The sequence below is a fragment of the Lachnospira hominis (ex Hitch et al. 2025) genome, from assembly GCF_040096395.1.
Classification (GTDB): Bacteria; Bacillota; Clostridia; order Lachnospirales; family Lachnospiraceae; genus Lachnospira; species Lachnospira hominis.
The window spans coordinates 55,915-73,248 of record NZ_JBBMES010000002.1 but is presented as its reverse complement, the minus strand read 5'-3'; the positions used below and the strand labels follow the sequence as shown (position 1 = coordinate 73,248).

General features: G+C 36.2%; 15 protein-coding genes. 4 read left to right on the top strand and 11 right to left on the bottom strand.

What is annotated here, in order from left to right; all coding sequences use genetic code 11:
- The first annotated feature begins 64 nt into the window (after positions 1-64).
- A complete protein-coding gene (gene fucO, locus WMO38_RS02165) occupies positions 65-1,213 on the top strand; it encodes a lactaldehyde reductase (RefSeq protein ID WP_349161261.1) in 1,149 nt (382 codons plus the stop codon).
- A gap of 244 nt (positions 1,214-1,457) precedes the next feature.
- Here fucO and WMO38_RS02160 read toward each other — a convergent pair whose 3' ends face one another.
- Positions 1,458-2,852 carry an NAD(P)/FAD-dependent oxidoreductase gene (locus WMO38_RS02160; RefSeq protein ID WP_349161259.1) on the bottom strand — a complete coding sequence of 465 codons (1,395 nt, stop codon included), beginning with the start codon at positions 2,850-2,852 and terminating at the stop codon, positions 1,458-1,460.
- A 450-nt stretch (positions 2,853-3,302) separates the two neighbouring features.
- On the opposite strand from WMO38_RS02160, the gene WMO38_RS02155 reads away from it, so the two are divergent.
- Together WMO38_RS02155 and WMO38_RS02150 are read left to right on the top strand one after the other, a co-directional pair.
- The gene (locus WMO38_RS02155) at positions 3,303-4,304 is read left to right on the top strand and encodes an NAD(P)-dependent oxidoreductase (protein WP_349161258.1); all 1,002 of its coding nucleotides are present in this window, start codon (positions 3,303-3,305) and stop codon (positions 4,302-4,304) included.
- A 119-nt stretch (positions 4,305-4,423) separates the two neighbouring features.
- A complete protein-coding gene (locus WMO38_RS02150) occupies positions 4,424-5,029 on the top strand; it encodes a xanthine phosphoribosyltransferase (RefSeq protein WP_349161256.1) in 606 nt (201 codons plus the stop codon).
- A gap of 67 nt (positions 5,030-5,096) precedes the next feature.
- Here the strand turns inward: WMO38_RS02150 and bsh are convergent, their stop codons facing one another.
- The 7 genes from bsh to WMO38_RS02115 all read right to left on the bottom strand — a co-directional run bounded on the left by bsh (position 5,097) and on the right by WMO38_RS02115 (position 14,189).
- Positions 5,097-6,080, bottom strand: coding sequence for a choloylglycine hydrolase (bsh, locus tag WMO38_RS02145; RefSeq protein ID WP_349161255.1), 984 nt, complete (start codon positions 6,078-6,080; stop codon positions 5,097-5,099).
- Between the two features lie 19 nt (positions 6,081-6,099).
- On the bottom strand, positions 6,100-7,422 hold the full coding sequence (locus WMO38_RS02140; protein ID WP_349161253.1) for an MATE family efflux transporter: 1,323 nt from the start codon (positions 7,420-7,422) through the stop codon (positions 6,100-6,102).
- A 132-nt stretch (positions 7,423-7,554) separates the two neighbouring features.
- Positions 7,555-9,468: a hypothetical protein gene (locus tag WMO38_RS02135; protein WP_349161252.1), complete on the bottom strand. Its 1,914-nt coding sequence runs from the start codon at positions 9,466-9,468 to the stop codon at positions 7,555-7,557.
- A 19-nt stretch (positions 9,469-9,487) separates the two neighbouring features.
- Positions 9,488-11,017 carry a DUF4357 domain-containing protein gene (locus WMO38_RS02130; protein ID WP_349161250.1) on the bottom strand — a complete coding sequence of 510 codons (1,530 nt, stop codon included), beginning with the start codon at positions 11,015-11,017 and terminating at the stop codon, positions 9,488-9,490.
- 134 nt (positions 11,018-11,151) lie between these two features.
- A complete protein-coding gene (locus tag WMO38_RS02125; RefSeq protein WP_349161248.1) occupies positions 11,152-12,486 on the bottom strand; it encodes a hypothetical protein in 1,335 nt (444 codons plus the stop codon).
- Positions 12,487-12,489: 3 nt separating this feature from the next.
- Positions 12,490-13,065, bottom strand: a complete 576-nt coding sequence (locus tag WMO38_RS02120) for a hypothetical protein (RefSeq protein WP_349161246.1) — start codon at positions 13,063-13,065, stop codon at positions 12,490-12,492.
- On the bottom strand, positions 13,062-14,189 hold the full coding sequence (locus WMO38_RS02115) for an SPFH domain-containing protein (RefSeq protein WP_349161244.1): 1,128 nt from the start codon (positions 14,187-14,189) through the stop codon (positions 13,062-13,064). Before WMO38_RS02115 ends, WMO38_RS02120 begins: the two co-directional genes overlap by 4 nt.
- Before the next feature lie 142 nt (positions 14,190-14,331).
- On the opposite strand from WMO38_RS02115, the gene WMO38_RS02110 reads away from it, so the two are divergent.
- Positions 14,332-14,571: a helix-turn-helix domain-containing protein gene (locus tag WMO38_RS02110; protein ID WP_021866844.1), complete on the top strand. Its 240-nt coding sequence runs from the start codon at positions 14,332-14,334 to the stop codon at positions 14,569-14,571.
- Positions 14,572-14,714: 143 nt separating this feature from the next.
- On the opposite strand, the gene WMO38_RS02105 is transcribed toward WMO38_RS02110, so the two are convergent.
- The 3 genes from WMO38_RS02105 to WMO38_RS02095 form a co-directional block, all read right to left on the bottom strand.
- Entirely contained in the window at positions 14,715-15,071 is a 357-nt protein-coding gene (locus WMO38_RS02105; RefSeq protein ID WP_349161242.1) for a hypothetical protein, read from the bottom strand.
- A 2-nt stretch (positions 15,072-15,073) separates the two neighbouring features.
- Entirely contained in the window at positions 15,074-15,631 is a 558-nt protein-coding gene (locus WMO38_RS02100; RefSeq protein WP_349161241.1) for a hypothetical protein, read from the bottom strand.
- Between the two features lie 155 nt (positions 15,632-15,786).
- Complete coding sequence (locus tag WMO38_RS02095) at positions 15,787-17,331, bottom strand: hypothetical protein (RefSeq protein WP_349161239.1); 1,545 nt, start codon at positions 17,329-17,331, stop codon at positions 15,787-15,789.
- Positions 17,332-17,334: the final 3 nt, after the last annotated feature.

The following is a 17,334-nucleotide window of genomic DNA, read 5'->3' as shown; positions in this document are numbered from 1 at the left end:
TTAAAATAATAGCAAAGGTATTTACATCTTGATTTTTTAAATAAAACATGGAGGAACTATTATTATGGTAAACAGAATTGTATTAAACGAAACATCTTATCATGGTGCAGGAGCTATCAACTCAATTCCTGATGAAGTAAATGTACGTGGATTTAAAAAGGCATTTGTATGTTCAGACCCTGACCTCATCAAGTTTAATGTAACAAAGAAGGTTACTGACGTTCTTGACAAAGCAGGGCTTGCCTATGAGATTTATTCAAATATCAAACCAAATCCTACAATTGAAAATGTACAGACCGGTGTTGCAGCATTCAAAGCTTCAGGTGCTGACTACATAATTGCAATCGGCGGCGGTTCATCAATGGATACAGCAAAGGCTGTCGGCATTATCATCAACAATCCTGAGTTTGCTGATGTAAGAAGCCTCGAAGGCGTTGCTCCTACTAAGAAACCATGTGTTCCTATTATAGCAGTTCCTACTACCGCAGGTACGGCAGCAGAAGTTACTATTAACTACGTTATCACAGATGTCGAAAAGAAACGTAAATTCGTATGTGTTGATACACATGATATTCCTGTAATCGCAGTTATTGACTCAGACATGATGTCAAGCATGCCAAAGGGTCTTACAGCCGCAACAGGCATGGATGCACTTACACATGCCATCGAAGGTTATACTACAAAAGCCGCATGGGAAATGACAGACATGTTCCACTTAAAAGCTATTGAGATTATATCTAACTCATTAAGAGGTGCTGTTGACAATACTCCAGAAGGACGTGAAGGCATGGCTCTCGGTCAGTATATCGCAGGTATGGGTTTCTCTAATGTAGGTCTTGGTATCGTTCATTCAATGGCTCATGCACTTGGTGCTGTATATGATACACCGCATGGCGTTGCCAATGCTATTCTTCTCCCAACAGTAATGGAATACAATGCTCCATTCACAGGCGACAAATACAAATACATCGCAAAAGCAATGGGCGTTGAAGGCGTTGAAAATATGACTCAGGAAGAATATCGTAAAGCTGCTGTTGATGCAGTTAAGAAACTTTCTTCAGATGTTGGTATTCCTGCAAATCTCAAGGAAATTGCAAAAGAAGATGATGTTCAGTTCTTATCTGAATCAGCTTATGCTGATGCATGCCGTCCTGGTAACCCAAGAGATACATCAGTTGAAGAAATTGCAGCATTATATCGCTCACTTATGTAATTTCACTAACTCCTTTCACTAAATTATGTTATTGCGGCATCTGACTGATTCATATGTAATTACGGATTTTACCTCTCTGTACGCAATAAAATTAAAATCCCACCGGACAACATTTAACTACTGCCCGGTGGGATTTTTCTATTCTTGTATATTACAGAGAACCCACATTTTTTTGATGTGGTTTTATTTTTTATGTAATTTTATTTTTTTTGCATTTATCACTTTTTAAATTTCTCACAGAAAACTAAATAAGCTTTCTTCCCATAAGGACACCCATCACAGATGCCATCATAAGACCTCTTGTCCATCCGCTTGAATCGCCAAGACAGTATAGATGTTCTACATTTGTATTCAGATTTTCATCCATTTTAACCTTATTACTGTAAAATTTCAATTCCGGAGAATACAAAAGAGTCTCTGTACTTGCAAAACCCGGAACAACATGGTCTACTGCCTGTATGAAATTAATAATATTAACCATTGCACGATATGGCATTGCTGCTGTGATATCGCCAGCAACCGCATCAGGCAGTGTCGGTTTTACATTGGACTGTGCAAGTTCCTTCTGCCATGTTCTCTTTCCGTCAAGAATATCACCATAACGCTGTACCATAATCTGACCGGCTCCAAGCATATTTGTAAGTTCTCCGACTTTTTTAGCATATTCAATCGGCTGGTTAAATGGCTCAGTAAAATTATGCGAACATAAGATTGCAAGATTTGTATTGTTAGATTTTAAATCTTTATATGAATGTCCATTTACAACTGCAAGATTGTCATCATAATTTTCCTGGCTTACAAATCCTCCCGGATTCTGACAGAATGTTCTAACTTTATTCTTAAATGGTCTTGGATATCCTATAAGTTTTGATTCATACAAAACATTGTTGACATCCTCCATAATTTCATTGCGTACTTCAACACGCACACCTATATCAACAGTTCCCGGCTTATGCATGATATCATACTTTGCACACAATTTTTCAAGCCACTCGGCACCTCTTCTTCCTGTTGCAATAATAACATCATCGCCATAAATTTCTGTTTCATCACTGACACCAACAGTCTTTTTAATACGTATGCCGACACACTTATTTTCCTCTAAAATAATATCTTCACATGTATAGCCAAACATTATCTCAACACCTTGCTCAACAAGGAAATCTTCTATGCTTGCATATATTTCTTGTGCTTTTTCTGTTCCAAGATGTCTTATTGGACAATCTACAAGTTTAAGCCCTGACTGAATTGCACGTTTACGGATTTCCTTTACCTTTTCACCCTGATTAATACCCTCAACATGAGTATCAGCTCCAAATTCCAGATAAATTTTGTCTGTATAATCAATAAGGCTCTGTGCAAAATCTTCCCCTATAAGTGATGGCAGATCTCCACCAACTTCATATGACAAAGACAGTTTTCCATCCGAAAATGCCCCGGCTCCTGAAAAACCCGCTGTAATATTGCAAGGTTCACATCCAACACATTTTTTGGTTTTACTCTTAGGACAGTTTCTCTTATGAATACTGCTGCCTTTTTCAACCATTATTATCTTTTTCTTACTTCCGTTCTTTATAAGTTCAAGTGCCGTAAAAATACCGGCTGGTCCACTTCCTACAATAACAACATCTGCTTTCATAATCTGACCCTCCATCAATAACCATATTTGTACATTATCAGTTCATTACATACTATTTTACTATATATTAGCAAAAAAGTATACGTTTCTTTTTATATTATATATCGTGCTTTAACTACACATGTGTAATATTATGGTTTATTATTTCATAAAAGCAGCCCTTAAATTATATATGGTTTTTCCTGTTTTTTTAATGTTTTATGTGGGATTTCCCTTATTTTTGCTTGTTATATGCCGATTAAGCTTATAAATTTCACTTTTTAATTATCAATATTGACATTATAATATCCATTGCATAAAATTATACATGTATTATATTTAGAAACAAGGAGGTCAAATCCTCTCCTCGCCATAGGACTCGGATTTTTGCTCCGCAAAAACAAGGAGGTCAAATCCTCTCCTCGCCATAGGACTCGGATTTTTGCTCCGCAAAAACAAGGAGGATTTTATATGAAGGCATTAATTTACACAGGTCATCCTGCATGGAAGGAAAGTCTCAATCCCATAATTAAGTCAAGATGGGAACAGCATATCAATGAAATCCCAGAAATTGAAAGTTTCCGTCTGTACAGCGTATACCACCAGTCTCAAAAGGACATCGAATCGCAGCTTAAAGAAGAGGAAATACTTATAGGTTTTAATATAGATAATTATCTTGACGAATCATTTTTTGAACGTCATCCTAATCTTAAATATATTTCGACACTTGCTATGGGATATGGCAATTTTGACCGTGACGCTGCAAAAAAACACAATGTGACTCTTACAAACACAGTTTATGGTGCACAGACAATTGCCCAGTTTACAATGGCACTGCTTCTCGATATATGCCATGATATACGTGGCAATAGTGACTTTATCAAAAAAGCTCCTGATAATGTACTTTCAGGCGGTACTTTTTTTAATCCTATTGACAGGCAGATTGAACTATACGGCAAAACACTTGGCATTATCGGACTGGGACACGTAGGTCTCTGGGTTGCACGCATGGCACAGGGCTTTGGAATGAAAGTCATCGCATCCAGCCACCACATAAAAACCGGTCCCGAATATGCTTCAATTGAACAGGTAAGTACAGAGGAAATTTATGCAAGAGCTGATGTAATCTCGCTCAACTGTTCTGCTAACCCATCAACTGTCAACATTATTAATAAGGAAAGCATCGACAAAATGAAGAATGGTGTTATCATTATTAATCCTTCGCGAGGCAGTCTTATCGACGAGGACGCACTCTGTGAAGCACTTAAAAGCGGCAAAGTATACGCTGCCGGACTTGATGCAACATCAGCAGACAACTCGCACTCACACATTCCGCTTATGGATTGTCCTAATGCCATAATTACTCCACATATTGCATGGTCACCAAGTGAGGCTCAGCTTCGCGTTGTTGATGTTGCAATGACTAATGTAAAAGCCTGGATTAACGGACACCCTGAAAGCTCAATAATCTGACATAATGCGTATCAGTTCCCTTAAATCCGTATTTTTACTTATATTTTTATAAATTTTTGTTGCTACCTTCTACCGTATTTGGTAATCTAGAGAATATAAAAATATACACGGAGGCTATAATGAACTTTTTAGAGGAAAGAATTATTAAAGATGGCATCGTTAAAGAGGGTAATGTATTAAAGGTTGACAGTTTCTTAAATCATCAGATGGATATTGCATTATTTGACCAGATTGGAAAAGAATTCAAACGCCGTTTTGCTAAAGAAAAGATTAATAAAATTGTAACTATTGAAGCTTCAGGAATCGGCATTGCATGTATCGTGGCAAGACATTTCAATGTTCCTGTTGTATTTGCCAAAAAATCAAAAAGCATTAATATTGAGGGCGAAATGTACGTTGCCGAGGTTGAGTCATTTACGCACAAATGCAAAAATCAGGTTATTGTATCTAAGAAATTCTTAAATCCAGAGGACCGCGTTCTTATAATTGATGATTTCCTCGCAAACGGATGTGCACTTCAGGGACTTATTTCTATAGTAAATGAATCCGGTGCTTCAGTCGAAGGTATCGGGATTGTAATTGAAAAAGGATTCCAAAGTGGAGGACAGATTATCAGAAATCTCGGTTATCATCTTGAGTCACTTGCAATTGTTGACGCTATGGATGCTTCCACAGGCAAAGTAACTTTTCGTGAACAGCCTGAATGGGATTCAGAGCAGCTATAACATATGTACAAAAAGAATTCTGCTTATGGACAATGCCCGGATGCAGAATTCTTTTTGTAATAGTTAATCAATTCTGATAATTTATATGCTGTCCGTTGACAAGCGGATATCTCTTTAATCCGCTGCTTTCAAGGTCTTCCCTGTTCATATCAACAGCTGAAATCTGACTGTTTTCATATGTTGTATAATAATATATTCCTTTTGCAGCATTCCAGCATGACGTATATATTGTTATCTCATATTTTCCATCTGCAACTTCACAGCATCCACGCTGCTGTTCAACACTTCCGAGTATATGGAAAAACTGGCTCACACTTTCATTTTCAGAATCACCGGAACGTGAATTCATCTTCGTATAAGCTACTCTTGCAAATCTTGAACGGGATGATAAATCCCCCGGAAGTCCCATAGCTCCCATTCCTCTGCTGTACATATTCAAATTAACACCTGATGCAAATGTATTAACAGGCTGCTTTGGTGAAAGTCCTGCATAATCCGCAAGCATAAGCATCTGAATATCAAATGGTGGATTGTTTGTAAGTACACCTACATGATTATCGTATACCTTTAACCCTTCTTTTACAGATTCTACTGTTATAGCTTCATTCTCATCTGCAATAATCCAGTGAAGCTGTGCTGCCGGAAACATCTCACTGTAAGGTGTGCCGACAAGATTAATCCTCATCAGCAGACTCCTTACCTCTTTTACACTTGAACACTGGCTTAAAACCCATGGTATAAATTCATACTGTGATACATTTTCTTTCTCATCAGCCTCTGTATCCGGTTCTGCATAGACTGCATTTCCAACGAAATTAAGTCCTGCCATTCCAAGCCCCTTCTCATTGACTGCATCATAATACAATGGATAATTATCAGCAACATGTGCCATTCCGATTATTGCAAAATGTTCTGACATATCCCCCATATATCTGAAATGAAGCGGATAATTTCTTGGCATAACTGTTACTTCTTCGCCATATGCGAATTCATAATCAAGTGTCCTTCCCATATAAAAATCTTTTGTCTTATAAGTTGCTGCTGTACACATATAACACTCTCCTTTTCATTTATTTTGATTTTGAACGGACAAATATATAAAATGATACTACCGCTGTTATTAATTCTGTTATCCAGAATGCATGCCATACTCCTGCTGCTCCGATAATACGGCTTAATATAAATGCTGCCGGTATTATTACAGCAACGTATCTTAAAGCAGAAATAACAAGTGATGGACCACCTTTTCCAAGTCCTTCCAGTGCACCTGATGAGGCAACTGACACAGAAGATACTATAAATCCCATACCAATTATCCTTAGTGCTGTCCGTCCTGCACTTATTGTGTCCGCATTTGTTGTAAACAAACCAATAAGCTCTCCAGGAAATACAAAGCAAAGTATTGTACCTGCTGCCATTATTAAAGCAACCAGAACAAGCGATGTTCTGTATATTTCCTCAACTCTTTTATGCTCACCGGCACCATAATTATATCCTATAAGTGGTCTCATTCCCTGAACAATTCCGTTTGCCGGAAGGTAAAGAAATGTCTGTAATTTATAGTAAACACCAAGTACAAATACGTAAGTCTGGGAAAATGCCGCAAGAATAACATTTAATGCTGATATAAGAAGTGATGGCAGTGCAAGGCTAAGACTTGCCGGTATTCCTATTGCATAAAGTCTCTTACACATATCTTTTTGCGGAATCATATACTCTTTTTTATATTTAACAGAAATAGGTTTTACTATGTATAAAATTATATATGCAATTGCACATACCGACTGACCTATTCCGGTCGCAAGTGCTGCACCTTCTATTCCCATTCTCGGTGCCGGGCCAAGTCCAAATATAAGTACCGGATCAAGTATTATATTTACAATACAGCCTGCCAGCATACATACCATTGATGCCGTCATTCTGCCGACTGCCTGAAATGTTTTCTCAAATACAAGTTCCCACGAAAGTGCCACTGAAAATGCAAATGCTACATTTGTATATTGCACACCAAGACTTAGTATCTCACTATCATCTGTGAACATTCTAAGGAACCATGGCATAACTGTTATACCAATTACAGTAAACACAAGGCCATGGACAGTACCCAGAAATAATCCCTGACTGGCTGCTTTATCAGCTCTTTTCCTATCTCCTGCTCCGAGATAAAATGATACAACTGCATTAATTCCTATACCAAATCCAATCATAATTGAACTTATAAGATTCTGAATTGGAAATACGAGTGAAAGTGCCGTCATGGCATTCTCGCTCATCTTCGCTACAAACAGGCTGTCAACAATATTATACAACGAATTTACCATCATTGATATAACCATTGGCATTCCCATCTTTAATATAAGTTTTAATACATTTTCTGTTTTCATATTTTTCATTATCTTCCGTTCTCCTCAAAAAAACATATCTTAACTTCAATATCACAACAAATAACATCATAATAAGTGCCACAATACCAAGTATAACAAGAAGCTGCGAAGCCACATTTGACCTCACAGCTTATATTATAATTATTTATTAACTTTTAAAATATAATATGGCGTATAGTCATATTCAAGTGTATCGGGCTTTTCAACTTTCAAAACTTCCCACTTGGAAATACACGGATGGGTTTTTGCATACAAATCCTTTTTCCCTGCTTTTTCATATTTGAATCCACGGGTAATCATAAACACATTCCATCTTCTATGTTCAATTCTTTCCAGTTCTTCCTTATTATCTTTAAGCGAATATGCCTTTTTATCATACACAAGCCATCTTTTTACATCCTGATGAAGTGATTGTGCAATGCTTGACTCCCTGTCGAAAATACTCATCTTATGCCATGCATTATTTAATTCTGTCTCATCCTTTTCGATTCTTAGTGCATCCTCTTTAAGATGATTTTCTATTTCAAGCATAAATTTATCATCTACAACTATATTTTTATCTTTCTTATAACCGCTTATCACATCATAAAGCAGATTGTATCTGTGATTAAAAAGCTTTGCTTCATTTGTAATTTCCTTGTTTGTTATTGATTTATACGAATAAATATCCTTATCGCGGTTTATTGTATACAGATTCTTTTCACCATAAATACTTGCAAAATCATTATTTTCTTTTACTCTTACAATAACAGGAATGTTTATACATGTGTCACCTTTTTTATATAAAAGCTGCTTTAATTCTATAATGGTATTTGCCATTGAGCGTGTATCTGCCATCGCAATTATAAGATATGTAAATGGATTTTCATCATTACATTTTTTAAATATTTTATTAAAATGTAACTTTGTTGCATCTGTGTTAAAAAATCTGATATTTATTTCTCCATCCATTCCAAACTTGTCCGGTGAAGTGTTAAAAGGCATTTTTAATTCGTAACAACCTGTACTTTTTCCTTCATAAATATCTTCTTTTATAAATTTCAGACCCTCAAGTGCATCAACCGAAAAGTTTTTCATAAATCCACCGATTATCGAATCAATATCTTTATCAAAAACATCTATACATATTTTTGAATCCGCCGATAGAACTGACATATTAAGCCCCTGTATAAGTGAACTCTGTCCAAAATCGCCAAAACCTATAATTCCGATATGGACATCATAATTATCATCTTTGTTTGCTATGTATACAGGATGTTCTTTATACATCTTATTAACAGCCATTTTATTTACATCTACTATATCAAGATCAAATAATTTTGTATCAAGATTATCATAATACTGTCGGATAAGTTCCGCCATCGAATTATCTGCACTGCTAACATGAATCTGCTGATAAGCTGAATTGCCTGCATCACTGTATTTTGATGATTTTTCAGATAAAGATTTCAAATATTCAATATTAGCAATTGCACTTTCATCACAGAGAAAGATATCATTAAATTTACGTATATCAAGCGATTTGAATATGGTTTCAATTGACATATCACCATATTTCTGGATAATCTTTACTCCCTTATTTATGTACTTCAGTTTCGTATCTTCTGAAAGCATTCTGCTTACAATAACTGTCACACGGCAGTCTTTTACCTGACCATCAATAAATGCAAACTGATACTTTCCTTCTCCTATTATAAGCACATGCTTCTTGTTTCTCTGGCTAAAAAATCCTCTTACATAGCTTGCCGGCTTTTTTATAAGCACAGCCAATGCACCTACTGTACAAAATGGTGCCACTATAACAGCAAGACAGTAAACATATGTTATTATGACGCTTATAATTCCACCACCAGACTTCTGCATATAGGCAAGTGCTTCTGCCTGCTTTATGTCTGGGTCAATCTTATATGCTTTTATCGCATTCTGAATATTAAGCGTAACTTTAAGGAAAGGATTTTCTACATTGTGATAGAAAAATACGCCTTCAATTACACATATGATAAATACTGCAAGAGCTGTATACCACAAATAATCTTTATATTTATTTCTTTTCATGCAATCTCCTCAAAACTTATCAGTTCTTTTTGAATGTTTTTCTTATAAGTGCCTTTTCATCTTCATTGCCTGCCGCATTCATAACTATGTCATATAATGTATCTTTGCCTTCTTCGCTGTAATCGCGGACATGTTTTGCAAATTCCATGGCAGTAAGACCGAGCTGTCTGTTGCACTTGTCTACAACTGGAGATTTGCTTATATTAAGTTCACTTGCAACAGCTCCGTAAATATTCTGAAGTGTTTTTGTATAATTCTCAATCGGTTTATTTTCCTGATTCACCTTTTCAATTACCATGCAAATCTGATTAATCTTAGAACTTACACCTGTACTCCGCACTCCGGATGAACTTTTTCCCACTGTTTTTGCATTCTTTTTTCCTGATTTCCATGCCAGCTTTCCGTTGACACTTGTACCCGACACAAAACATGCCGCTCCCGAAAGGCTCCTGAACTCCATATCTTTTTGAAGGACATAATACTCACCGTCGTCCGTGATACTTCCGTCTAATAGCGAGCTGTTTCTCTTTTTCTTTGCTCCCTCAGGGCATGAATTCGCCTCGCTCCTGCTGATTTTTGAACCTTTAAGAATCACAATTCCGCCAAGCATGTTGTCCCTGCCAATTGCAGAATCGTAATATAACAAGTCATCACTTAAATCTTGTGTATTTGCTGCGTCATTTATATCTTCAACTGCCTCGGCTGTAGCGGCTGTTTCAACGACATCATCTGCACTCTTGACAGCTTCTGTTTCATCTAAAACTTCCGGCTCTCCATTATCTTTGTCAAACATATATATGGCATTTTCACTGTCCTGTTTAAATCTGTTTTCTTCATTATACTTTGACGCATCAATATAATTGCCATAAAGATTACTCTTTTTTCTTACCTCACGGACTATCATAGCAACAGAAGGATAAAAATTAACCATTTGAGAAGAATCATATGCCTGCTTTATACCCTCTACAGCTGCTTTTACACGCTCTTCATCATTGTTGTAAAGGCTTCTTAAGCCCTCTTCGTAACATTCTTCCTCGTGATGATTATTTTCCCACAATCTGTCACCTACTTTTTGTCTTAAATTTGTGAAATACTTTTTGTAATCATTCTTAATTTCCTGTGAACTAAAATTTTTTCCTTCATCTTTCGGCTTGTTTTCCAGACATATAATATCTACCGGTAAAACAGGATTTGTAAACGGTTTTCTTTTCTTTGCCGTTTCATCTGAGCAAACCGTAAGCAGTTCAAGCATAGATGGATAACTGAAGCAGTAATTCTCGCTGTAGAAGCATGCAACAAGCTGACATGATGCAGACCTCAATGCTTTTGTCATCATTTCAACCCAGTTTTCATTGCCGCTGTGATTTTCAAAATCCACATCAAGATATATGTTATATCCCTTTCTTATCCATCTTAAAACCATTGGATATACCTGTTTATAATCCATATGCGAATAACTTACAAAAACATAATTTTCATTAGCATCAAACTTAGCCATTTTTATTTCATCTTCTATTTCTTTAATGGTCATTTCTGATATATTCTTCATGTAAAACCTCTTGCACATTAGTATTTAATATATTTATTATATAATTTTTTATATTTCTTTACAATAACTATTTTAAATATTAAACATCTAAAAAGTGGGGGCGATAAAACGCTCCCACTAACCAACACGGCCTATTATAATTCATTCGGACTCATCTGTCTGATATTGACATTCTGGATTCCATATGACTGTATTAACTTCTGAATTGTAACTGCCTGACTCTTTCTTATTTTCTTGATTCTTATTTCAGTATAATATATGTACACATTATTTGGTTCGTGTATATTATAAATACCTGTTTCTTTGCAATGCTTTTCAACAGCTTCACATGCCTTAAGCGAAGAATCAACGCTTTCCATGGCCCCTCGTCCGACTTCTACTATCCAGTAGCCTGATATGTCATCTTCCTGTTTTATTCTCTCATTTTCTATAATCTCATCTGAAGAACTACAGCTTTTTGAAATATCATTTATAACGGATTCCATATCGGAAATTGTGAATTCTTCTTTGTCATTTAGTCTTTCTTCTTTTGTTTTCCAATAATCAGCACGCGTCTGATTGCTGTTAATGCTGTCTTTCCACTTATTACTGTCAGACGAATCATCATCCCATTTTACCGGAGATGCCGTTGAGAGCCATGCCCATATTACTGCTATTATAACTACAACCCATCTGAAAAATCCATGTAAGAAAATTAATGAAATCACTCCGATTATTACAGGCGGAATAAGTTTTAAAAGTTTTTTCTTCTTCTTTTCTTCATCAGACATCGCACTGTATTTTTCGTAATCTTTTATACTTGACTCTCTATATTTTTCATACTGTTTTTCAGTAATATCCTTTTGTTTTTCATAGAATTCTATTAATGCTTTTATGCCATCCTCTACACCATTGTTCTTAATTCCGTTTTCAGCACACGCATTATTAACTTCATTTTTCAAATTACGACTTTCTGTTTCAGTTTTTTCTGCGACATATTGCTGCATCATAGGTGTTAGTACAGCTTCTTTATCGCAGTCTTTACAGCTTATCATTTTATTTAATAGGTCATAACCAGCATATTTGTCTTTTTCTGTAGATGTATTACCTTTTAATTTTAATATAACTTTATACATTCCTTCATATCCGACACATGAATCCGGTTCAAAGCCTGTATATTTTTTAAATCCGGCATAAGCCTCGCAATATTTTCCTCTGTCGAAATTATCCTGTGCTTCAATAAGGATTTCTCTTGCTCTTGAAGCCTGTGCATTGGAATTTACAGTTACAGAATTAACATTCTTACTTAAATTATCGAGTTTTTCATTAATATCCTCGTGCATATCTGTAATATGTGCATCAGTCTGTCTGAATTCTTTTGAAAGATTATGTACTAAAAATATGTTATCGCATGCAAGACACGCATATTTTTCTTCTGTCAGCTCTTTTACCTTTTCACTTCCGCAATTAGGACACTTTATAGCCTCCATTGTTTAACCCTGCTCCTTTGTATTCTTTATTTTCCTTATATCAAGCTGTTTTTCTATCTCCAGGCATTTAGCCTCAAACTGTGAAGATTCTGTAATTCCCGGTAATTCAGCTATCAATTCGTTTATTTTTTCATTTTCCTGTGCAACTTCCGGTGAACTCACAGGATCGGAATATCTCATTTTTTCATATAATTTATCTATATATTTTTTATTTTCTTCAGAGACATCCAAGCGGCATATTTCAAGCTCTTTGATAAGATTTTTAAAATCACGTATTGAATTCTGCTCATTCTCCTGGACTCTTTTTATATATTTGTTGCTGCCTGACAAAGCCAGCTCCAAAGCTATAAATACTGCCAGAATTACAGCCTGAATCAGATAAGAAAATATACCGTATTTTCCCGGAATTTTTATACACAGTTTGAAGAACGCATATACCTGCACAACAAGATAAAGCACACTGCAGCCAATCATCGGAATCTTTAATGCAGCCTCTCTTTTATCCTGCTTATGGTACACATACCACACAAATAATGGCTGTACTAAAACAGCAATCACGCAAAAAATATATCTTGTCATACGTCCCTCCTTGCTCCGCAGTGCATGCAGAATTTAGCTTCGGGACTTATCGGCTGTCCACATTCCGAACAGAAAACCGTCTTTGGAATCTCAACTTTTTCTCCACAGTTAAAGCAGAATTTTGAATTTGACGGAAGTTCAGTGCCGCATTTTGCACATTTTATAACAGAAACATCCGTATTATTTTTCGTTTCGGCTGTCGAAGCCACTGCAGAATCTACATTTGATTTAATCATGTCTCCCATGGCAAATGCCAGCGGAATCTGTGCCATCATATTGGCAGGATTACCCGCAAATCCCTCGTTTTGTGCAAACGTCTTACTAACGTCAAACTGCTGTTCCTGCTGCCATGTGTAGCCCTGAATTTCTCTCGCTTTCGCCATTCCCTGTGCCTCGATAACATTCGCATCCCTGTTACCCATAGCCTCAAATCTTTTCTGTGCCATGCTGTTGTCGAGATTTTTTAATGCTTCAAGATCATCAGGCTTTATATTGACCGAAGATAAAAAGAAATTAAGTATCTGTATACCGTAATCGGAAATATCTTTTTCAATCTGTGACGCAACGCTTTCAGAAATGTCACTTAAATGCTGGTTAAATTCATTGTAGCTGTATCTGCCTAGTTCAACCGCAATACAATTTTTAACTCTCGTAACAATCAGATCTTTAAAATACTTCTGAACATCAGACGTCTCCATCTTCTTCTCTGTACCGACAAGATTAATAAGGAGTCTGCGTCCGTCTGTTATTTTAAGTCCGAATGAACCACTTGCACCAGCACTGTAACTGTATCCGTAATTCGGGTCTCTCACAGTTACCTGGCTCGGCGTGCCCCACGGTATGTCCATCATCGTTGCAAGATTTATAAAATAAACCTCTGTGTGAAACGGTGATACGCCGCCCGATACAAGATTTCTAAGCTTGGAAATTAACGGGATATTCTTTGTCTCAAGAGTATATCTTCCTGCCCTGAAGCTGTCCAAAGCCTGTCCGTCACTAAAAAATACCGCTTCTTGCGACTCATGGACAATAAGCTGTGACATCGTATTAAAATCCTCAGCAGGATGCTTATATATCAGAACAGAATTTTCTCCCTCGTACTTTATAACTTCCTGTATTGCCATTAAAATTTTTTCCTCCCTTGTAACTTTATATTTCTGTCCAAAATGGAAGTTTTTATCATTGTAACATATAACTTCTATTTTGGACACTTTTTTCTTCTATTTTGGATAAAATTTTACATATGATTTCTTTGAGGTGAATATCATGAGTGAACGAATCAACCAGCATCTTAATCCGCTCATCGGCTCAAACATACGGCGTTTGCGCAAAGAACGCCACATGAAAGCTGTTGATGTCATTGCCAAACTCCAATGCGAAAATATCAATGTCACAACAGGAATTTTCAGTAAAGTCGAAAACGGATACAATAACCCGACCGTTGATATGCTTATCGCATTAACCAAAGTTTTTGAATGTGATTTTAATGAATTTTTCAAAAAATAAGCGGCTGTTTTCCGATACGGATATTCAGCCGCTTTTTTTAGTAATTCAGCACTTTTTTGAAGGTAATTCGATGCCTTTGTTGAAGGTAATTCAGCCGTCTTTGTTATTGACAACCGGCGTGTCGTGTGCTTTAGGTTATAAATCTATGATTTAAAAAATACTTCACCGCCAAAAACACGCTCTATGGGTCTCAATGACTTTTCAACGAATTCAATATCTTCTTTATTAATATCTTTTATAATGTCTTTTTCATGTTTTACAGCAGCTATATTTCCCGCAAATATTTTCTGCACTTTTCCGTCTTCGCCGCATACCGCACGGTTAAGCGTTTTTCCCATAATAACGGCATCTTCTTCATATAAAATGTCGATATTTTTTGTAAGTGCAAATTTTTGTATGTCGGGAATTTTAATCATGTCCGAATAATCTTGTACATCACATTCATACCCACGATATACATTTCCCGCCGAATCTGCTCTTAAAATATATATTTTAGGCATTTTTAATTTTCTTCTCCATTATCAAAGCCATCATCACAGCTATCATTATCATAGCTGTCATCAGCCCACAAATCATCATTAAAAATATCTGTTTCCTCAGTATTGTTCTGCGGAAATGAATTTACTCCGGTATCTGTATTTGAAATTCCGTTTATCGGAAAATCCATATTCTGTCTCGGTGCAAACATCATTGCAACATTGCTTCTGCAAAAATACGGATGCGATTTGCCTTCGTCAAATACAGGCTTGTCGTTGATTCCGATTTCCGGCTGGTAATCAAATCCGCTCAAATCACAGAAACCGTCTTTTGCAAGATTTGTGACAATTTTCTTTACTGTATCAACGGGAAGATTTCCAACAAGAAGATTTCCTTCATTTGCAATAGTAAAAACCGACTCCGTTTTTACCGAAAAATACAATCCGCTGGCAGGCTGGCTTTTGTCTTTTGCCGTCTGACACAGTCTGATGTCCCTTCCGTTAAAGCTGACTCTTTTCTCGACTATTGCTTCTGCCTTTTCTACCTCAATTACATTTCCGTTTGGTGTCAATACTCTCATCATAATAATTTCTCCTTTCGCTTGTGCGTTTGTTTTTGTTTATGAGCTTATTATAAATTCCGGATTTTAATCATGCTATCAGCCTATAAATAAAAAAGAGCACAGGTTTTCTGCACTCTCTCAAAAAAAATTTTTATCCCGTCGCACGATTTTTACACTTATGAAAACTTCACATAATTCTTTTTAAATTCACGCCACTTTAATTTTAATAACTTTTCTTTTCCGTTAAATTCCATTTTATATTTTCGGAAAAATGATTCACAATCAATTTCATCAAAATCTATATCAGTAACAAAAACGATATTCTGCTGCTTGTTTTTATTCTTATCCCTGTAAATGAAAACAAATAAATTCTTGTCTTTGTCTATCATATCAAACATGTTATATATAACTTTCACAGGCACTTTTTCCTCAAAACGCTCGTAGTTCCCATGTGCTATGTATATATCGGACTGCATTTCCTGTTGTGTATACAACATATCGTAGAGCGTAGGATTTTCATCATTAAGGCCTTTCTGTAAAAATGTTGACCATGTCATAATCCAGTTGCCCTCGTAGTGATGGAGCATTTTTAAAAGGCTTATCATCATAGTGCCGTCAAATCCGAAACGCTGATATTCTTTTATATATTTCGGTACATCTATATAAAGAAGAAACTTTTGTATGTCACCGCTGCTATAATTTTGATTGTCTGCATTTTTTCTTATTATATCAATAACCCTGCTTATATCGCAGTTTACAAATTTCAACTCCGAAAATTTCTTGGCAAAATCCACAAAATCTTCCTGCGATAACTTCACAAAATCCGTCACACATTTCTTATATGTCTTTTCATCGTCAAGCCACCCAGTAACCATTTTATTGTTTTTTACTTCCAGATTAGTCTCCACCCAATATTCCGGTGCAAAACACAAACATATAAATATATACTTGGCAATCTGCTCTTTCGTATATCCCGTAGATTCATACGAATACTGTCCTCCGACATTCTTTCGTACTCCGTAATAGACAAGTACCTTGATTTGTCCAAGATGCTGTATCTGTGACTTCATTATATCTTTTATCTCATTGTCGGCAAGCTTGATTTCCAGATATTTTCTTTCCTCATCTATCATTTTATAAAACTTTACGGGCTTTCGCATCACGTCCTGAAGAAGCGAATACAAATAAAAATTCTGCTCATTAAGGCATACTATTTTATATTTATATCCACCTGCACACAATGCCGCCGCCAGCCCGAATTTCCCGAAAATATCAACAACCGTATCCGTCGGCACGTCCGCCCCTGTTATCATATGATGAATCATAGCCCTGTATACGCTATTGCACTCAACCTGTGCGTAATTAAACGGCAGCTGCACATTACTGTATTTTTCCTGTCTTATCTTACTGTCGGGCGAATACATATTCCAATATTTTTTCCCGAAAACATCTTTTGGCAGTCCAAACATTTTTTTAAGTATATTGCTCTGGCAGACACCGTCAGCTGCTTTGCTGACGGTATTTTGTCTGCTGCCATTTTGTTTCCCGCTTTCATTTAATTTACTGCTGCCATTTTGTTTCAACTCGCAGTAAACAATTTTCCACACAGAATCCCTTAAATTCTGCGGCAAATCCACAACACCGATTCCGCATGCTCTTAACCTATCTATTTGATTTTTTATGTTGATTATGTCAGTTTGGTTATATTTTTTAAAAATCAAAGC

Excerpts from the sequence above, each read along its gene's own strand:
- WMO38_RS02160 (WP_349161259.1), bottom strand. The coding sequence starts at position 2,852 with ATGAAAGCAGATGTTGTTATTGTAGGAAGTGGACCAGCCGGTATTTTT.
- WMO38_RS02150 (WP_349161256.1), top strand. The coding sequence starts at position 4,424 with ATGAACTTTTTAGAGGAAAGAATTATTAAAGATGGCATCGTTAAAGAG.
- WMO38_RS02100 (WP_349161241.1), bottom strand. The coding sequence starts at position 15,631 with ATGATGAGAGTATTGACACCAAACGGAAATGTAATTGAGGTAGAAAAG.
- WMO38_RS02140 (WP_349161253.1), bottom strand. The coding sequence starts at position 7,422 with ATGAAAAATATGAAAACAGAAAATGTATTAAAACTTATATTAAAGATG.
- WMO38_RS02115 (WP_349161244.1), bottom strand. The coding sequence starts at position 14,189 with ATGGCAATACAGGAAGTTATAAAGTACGAGGGAGAAAATTCTGTTCTG.
- WMO38_RS02155 (WP_349161258.1), top strand. The coding sequence starts at position 3,303 with ATGAAGGCATTAATTTACACAGGTCATCCTGCATGGAAGGAAAGTCTC.
- WMO38_RS02125 (WP_349161248.1), bottom strand. The coding sequence starts at position 12,486 with ATGGAGGCTATAAAGTGTCCTAATTGCGGAAGTGAAAAGGTAAAAGAG.
- WMO38_RS02120 (WP_349161246.1), bottom strand. The coding sequence starts at position 13,065 with ATGACAAGATATATTTTTTGCGTGATTGCTGTTTTAGTACAGCCATTA.
- fucO (WP_349161261.1), top strand. The coding sequence starts at position 65 with ATGGTAAACAGAATTGTATTAAACGAAACATCTTATCATGGTGCAGGA.
- WMO38_RS02135 (WP_349161252.1), bottom strand. The coding sequence starts at position 9,468 with ATGAAAAGAAATAAATATAAAGATTATTTGTGGTATACAGCTCTTGCA.
- bsh (WP_349161255.1), bottom strand. The coding sequence starts at position 6,080 with ATGTGTACAGCAGCAACTTATAAGACAAAAGATTTTTATATGGGAAGG.
- WMO38_RS02105 (WP_349161242.1), bottom strand. The coding sequence starts at position 15,071 with ATGCCTAAAATATATATTTTAAGAGCAGATTCGGCGGGAAATGTATAT.
- WMO38_RS02130 (WP_349161250.1), bottom strand. The coding sequence starts at position 11,017 with ATGAAGAATATATCAGAAATGACCATTAAAGAAATAGAAGATGAAATA.
- WMO38_RS02110 (WP_021866844.1), top strand. The coding sequence starts at position 14,332 with ATGAGTGAACGAATCAACCAGCATCTTAATCCGCTCATCGGCTCAAAC.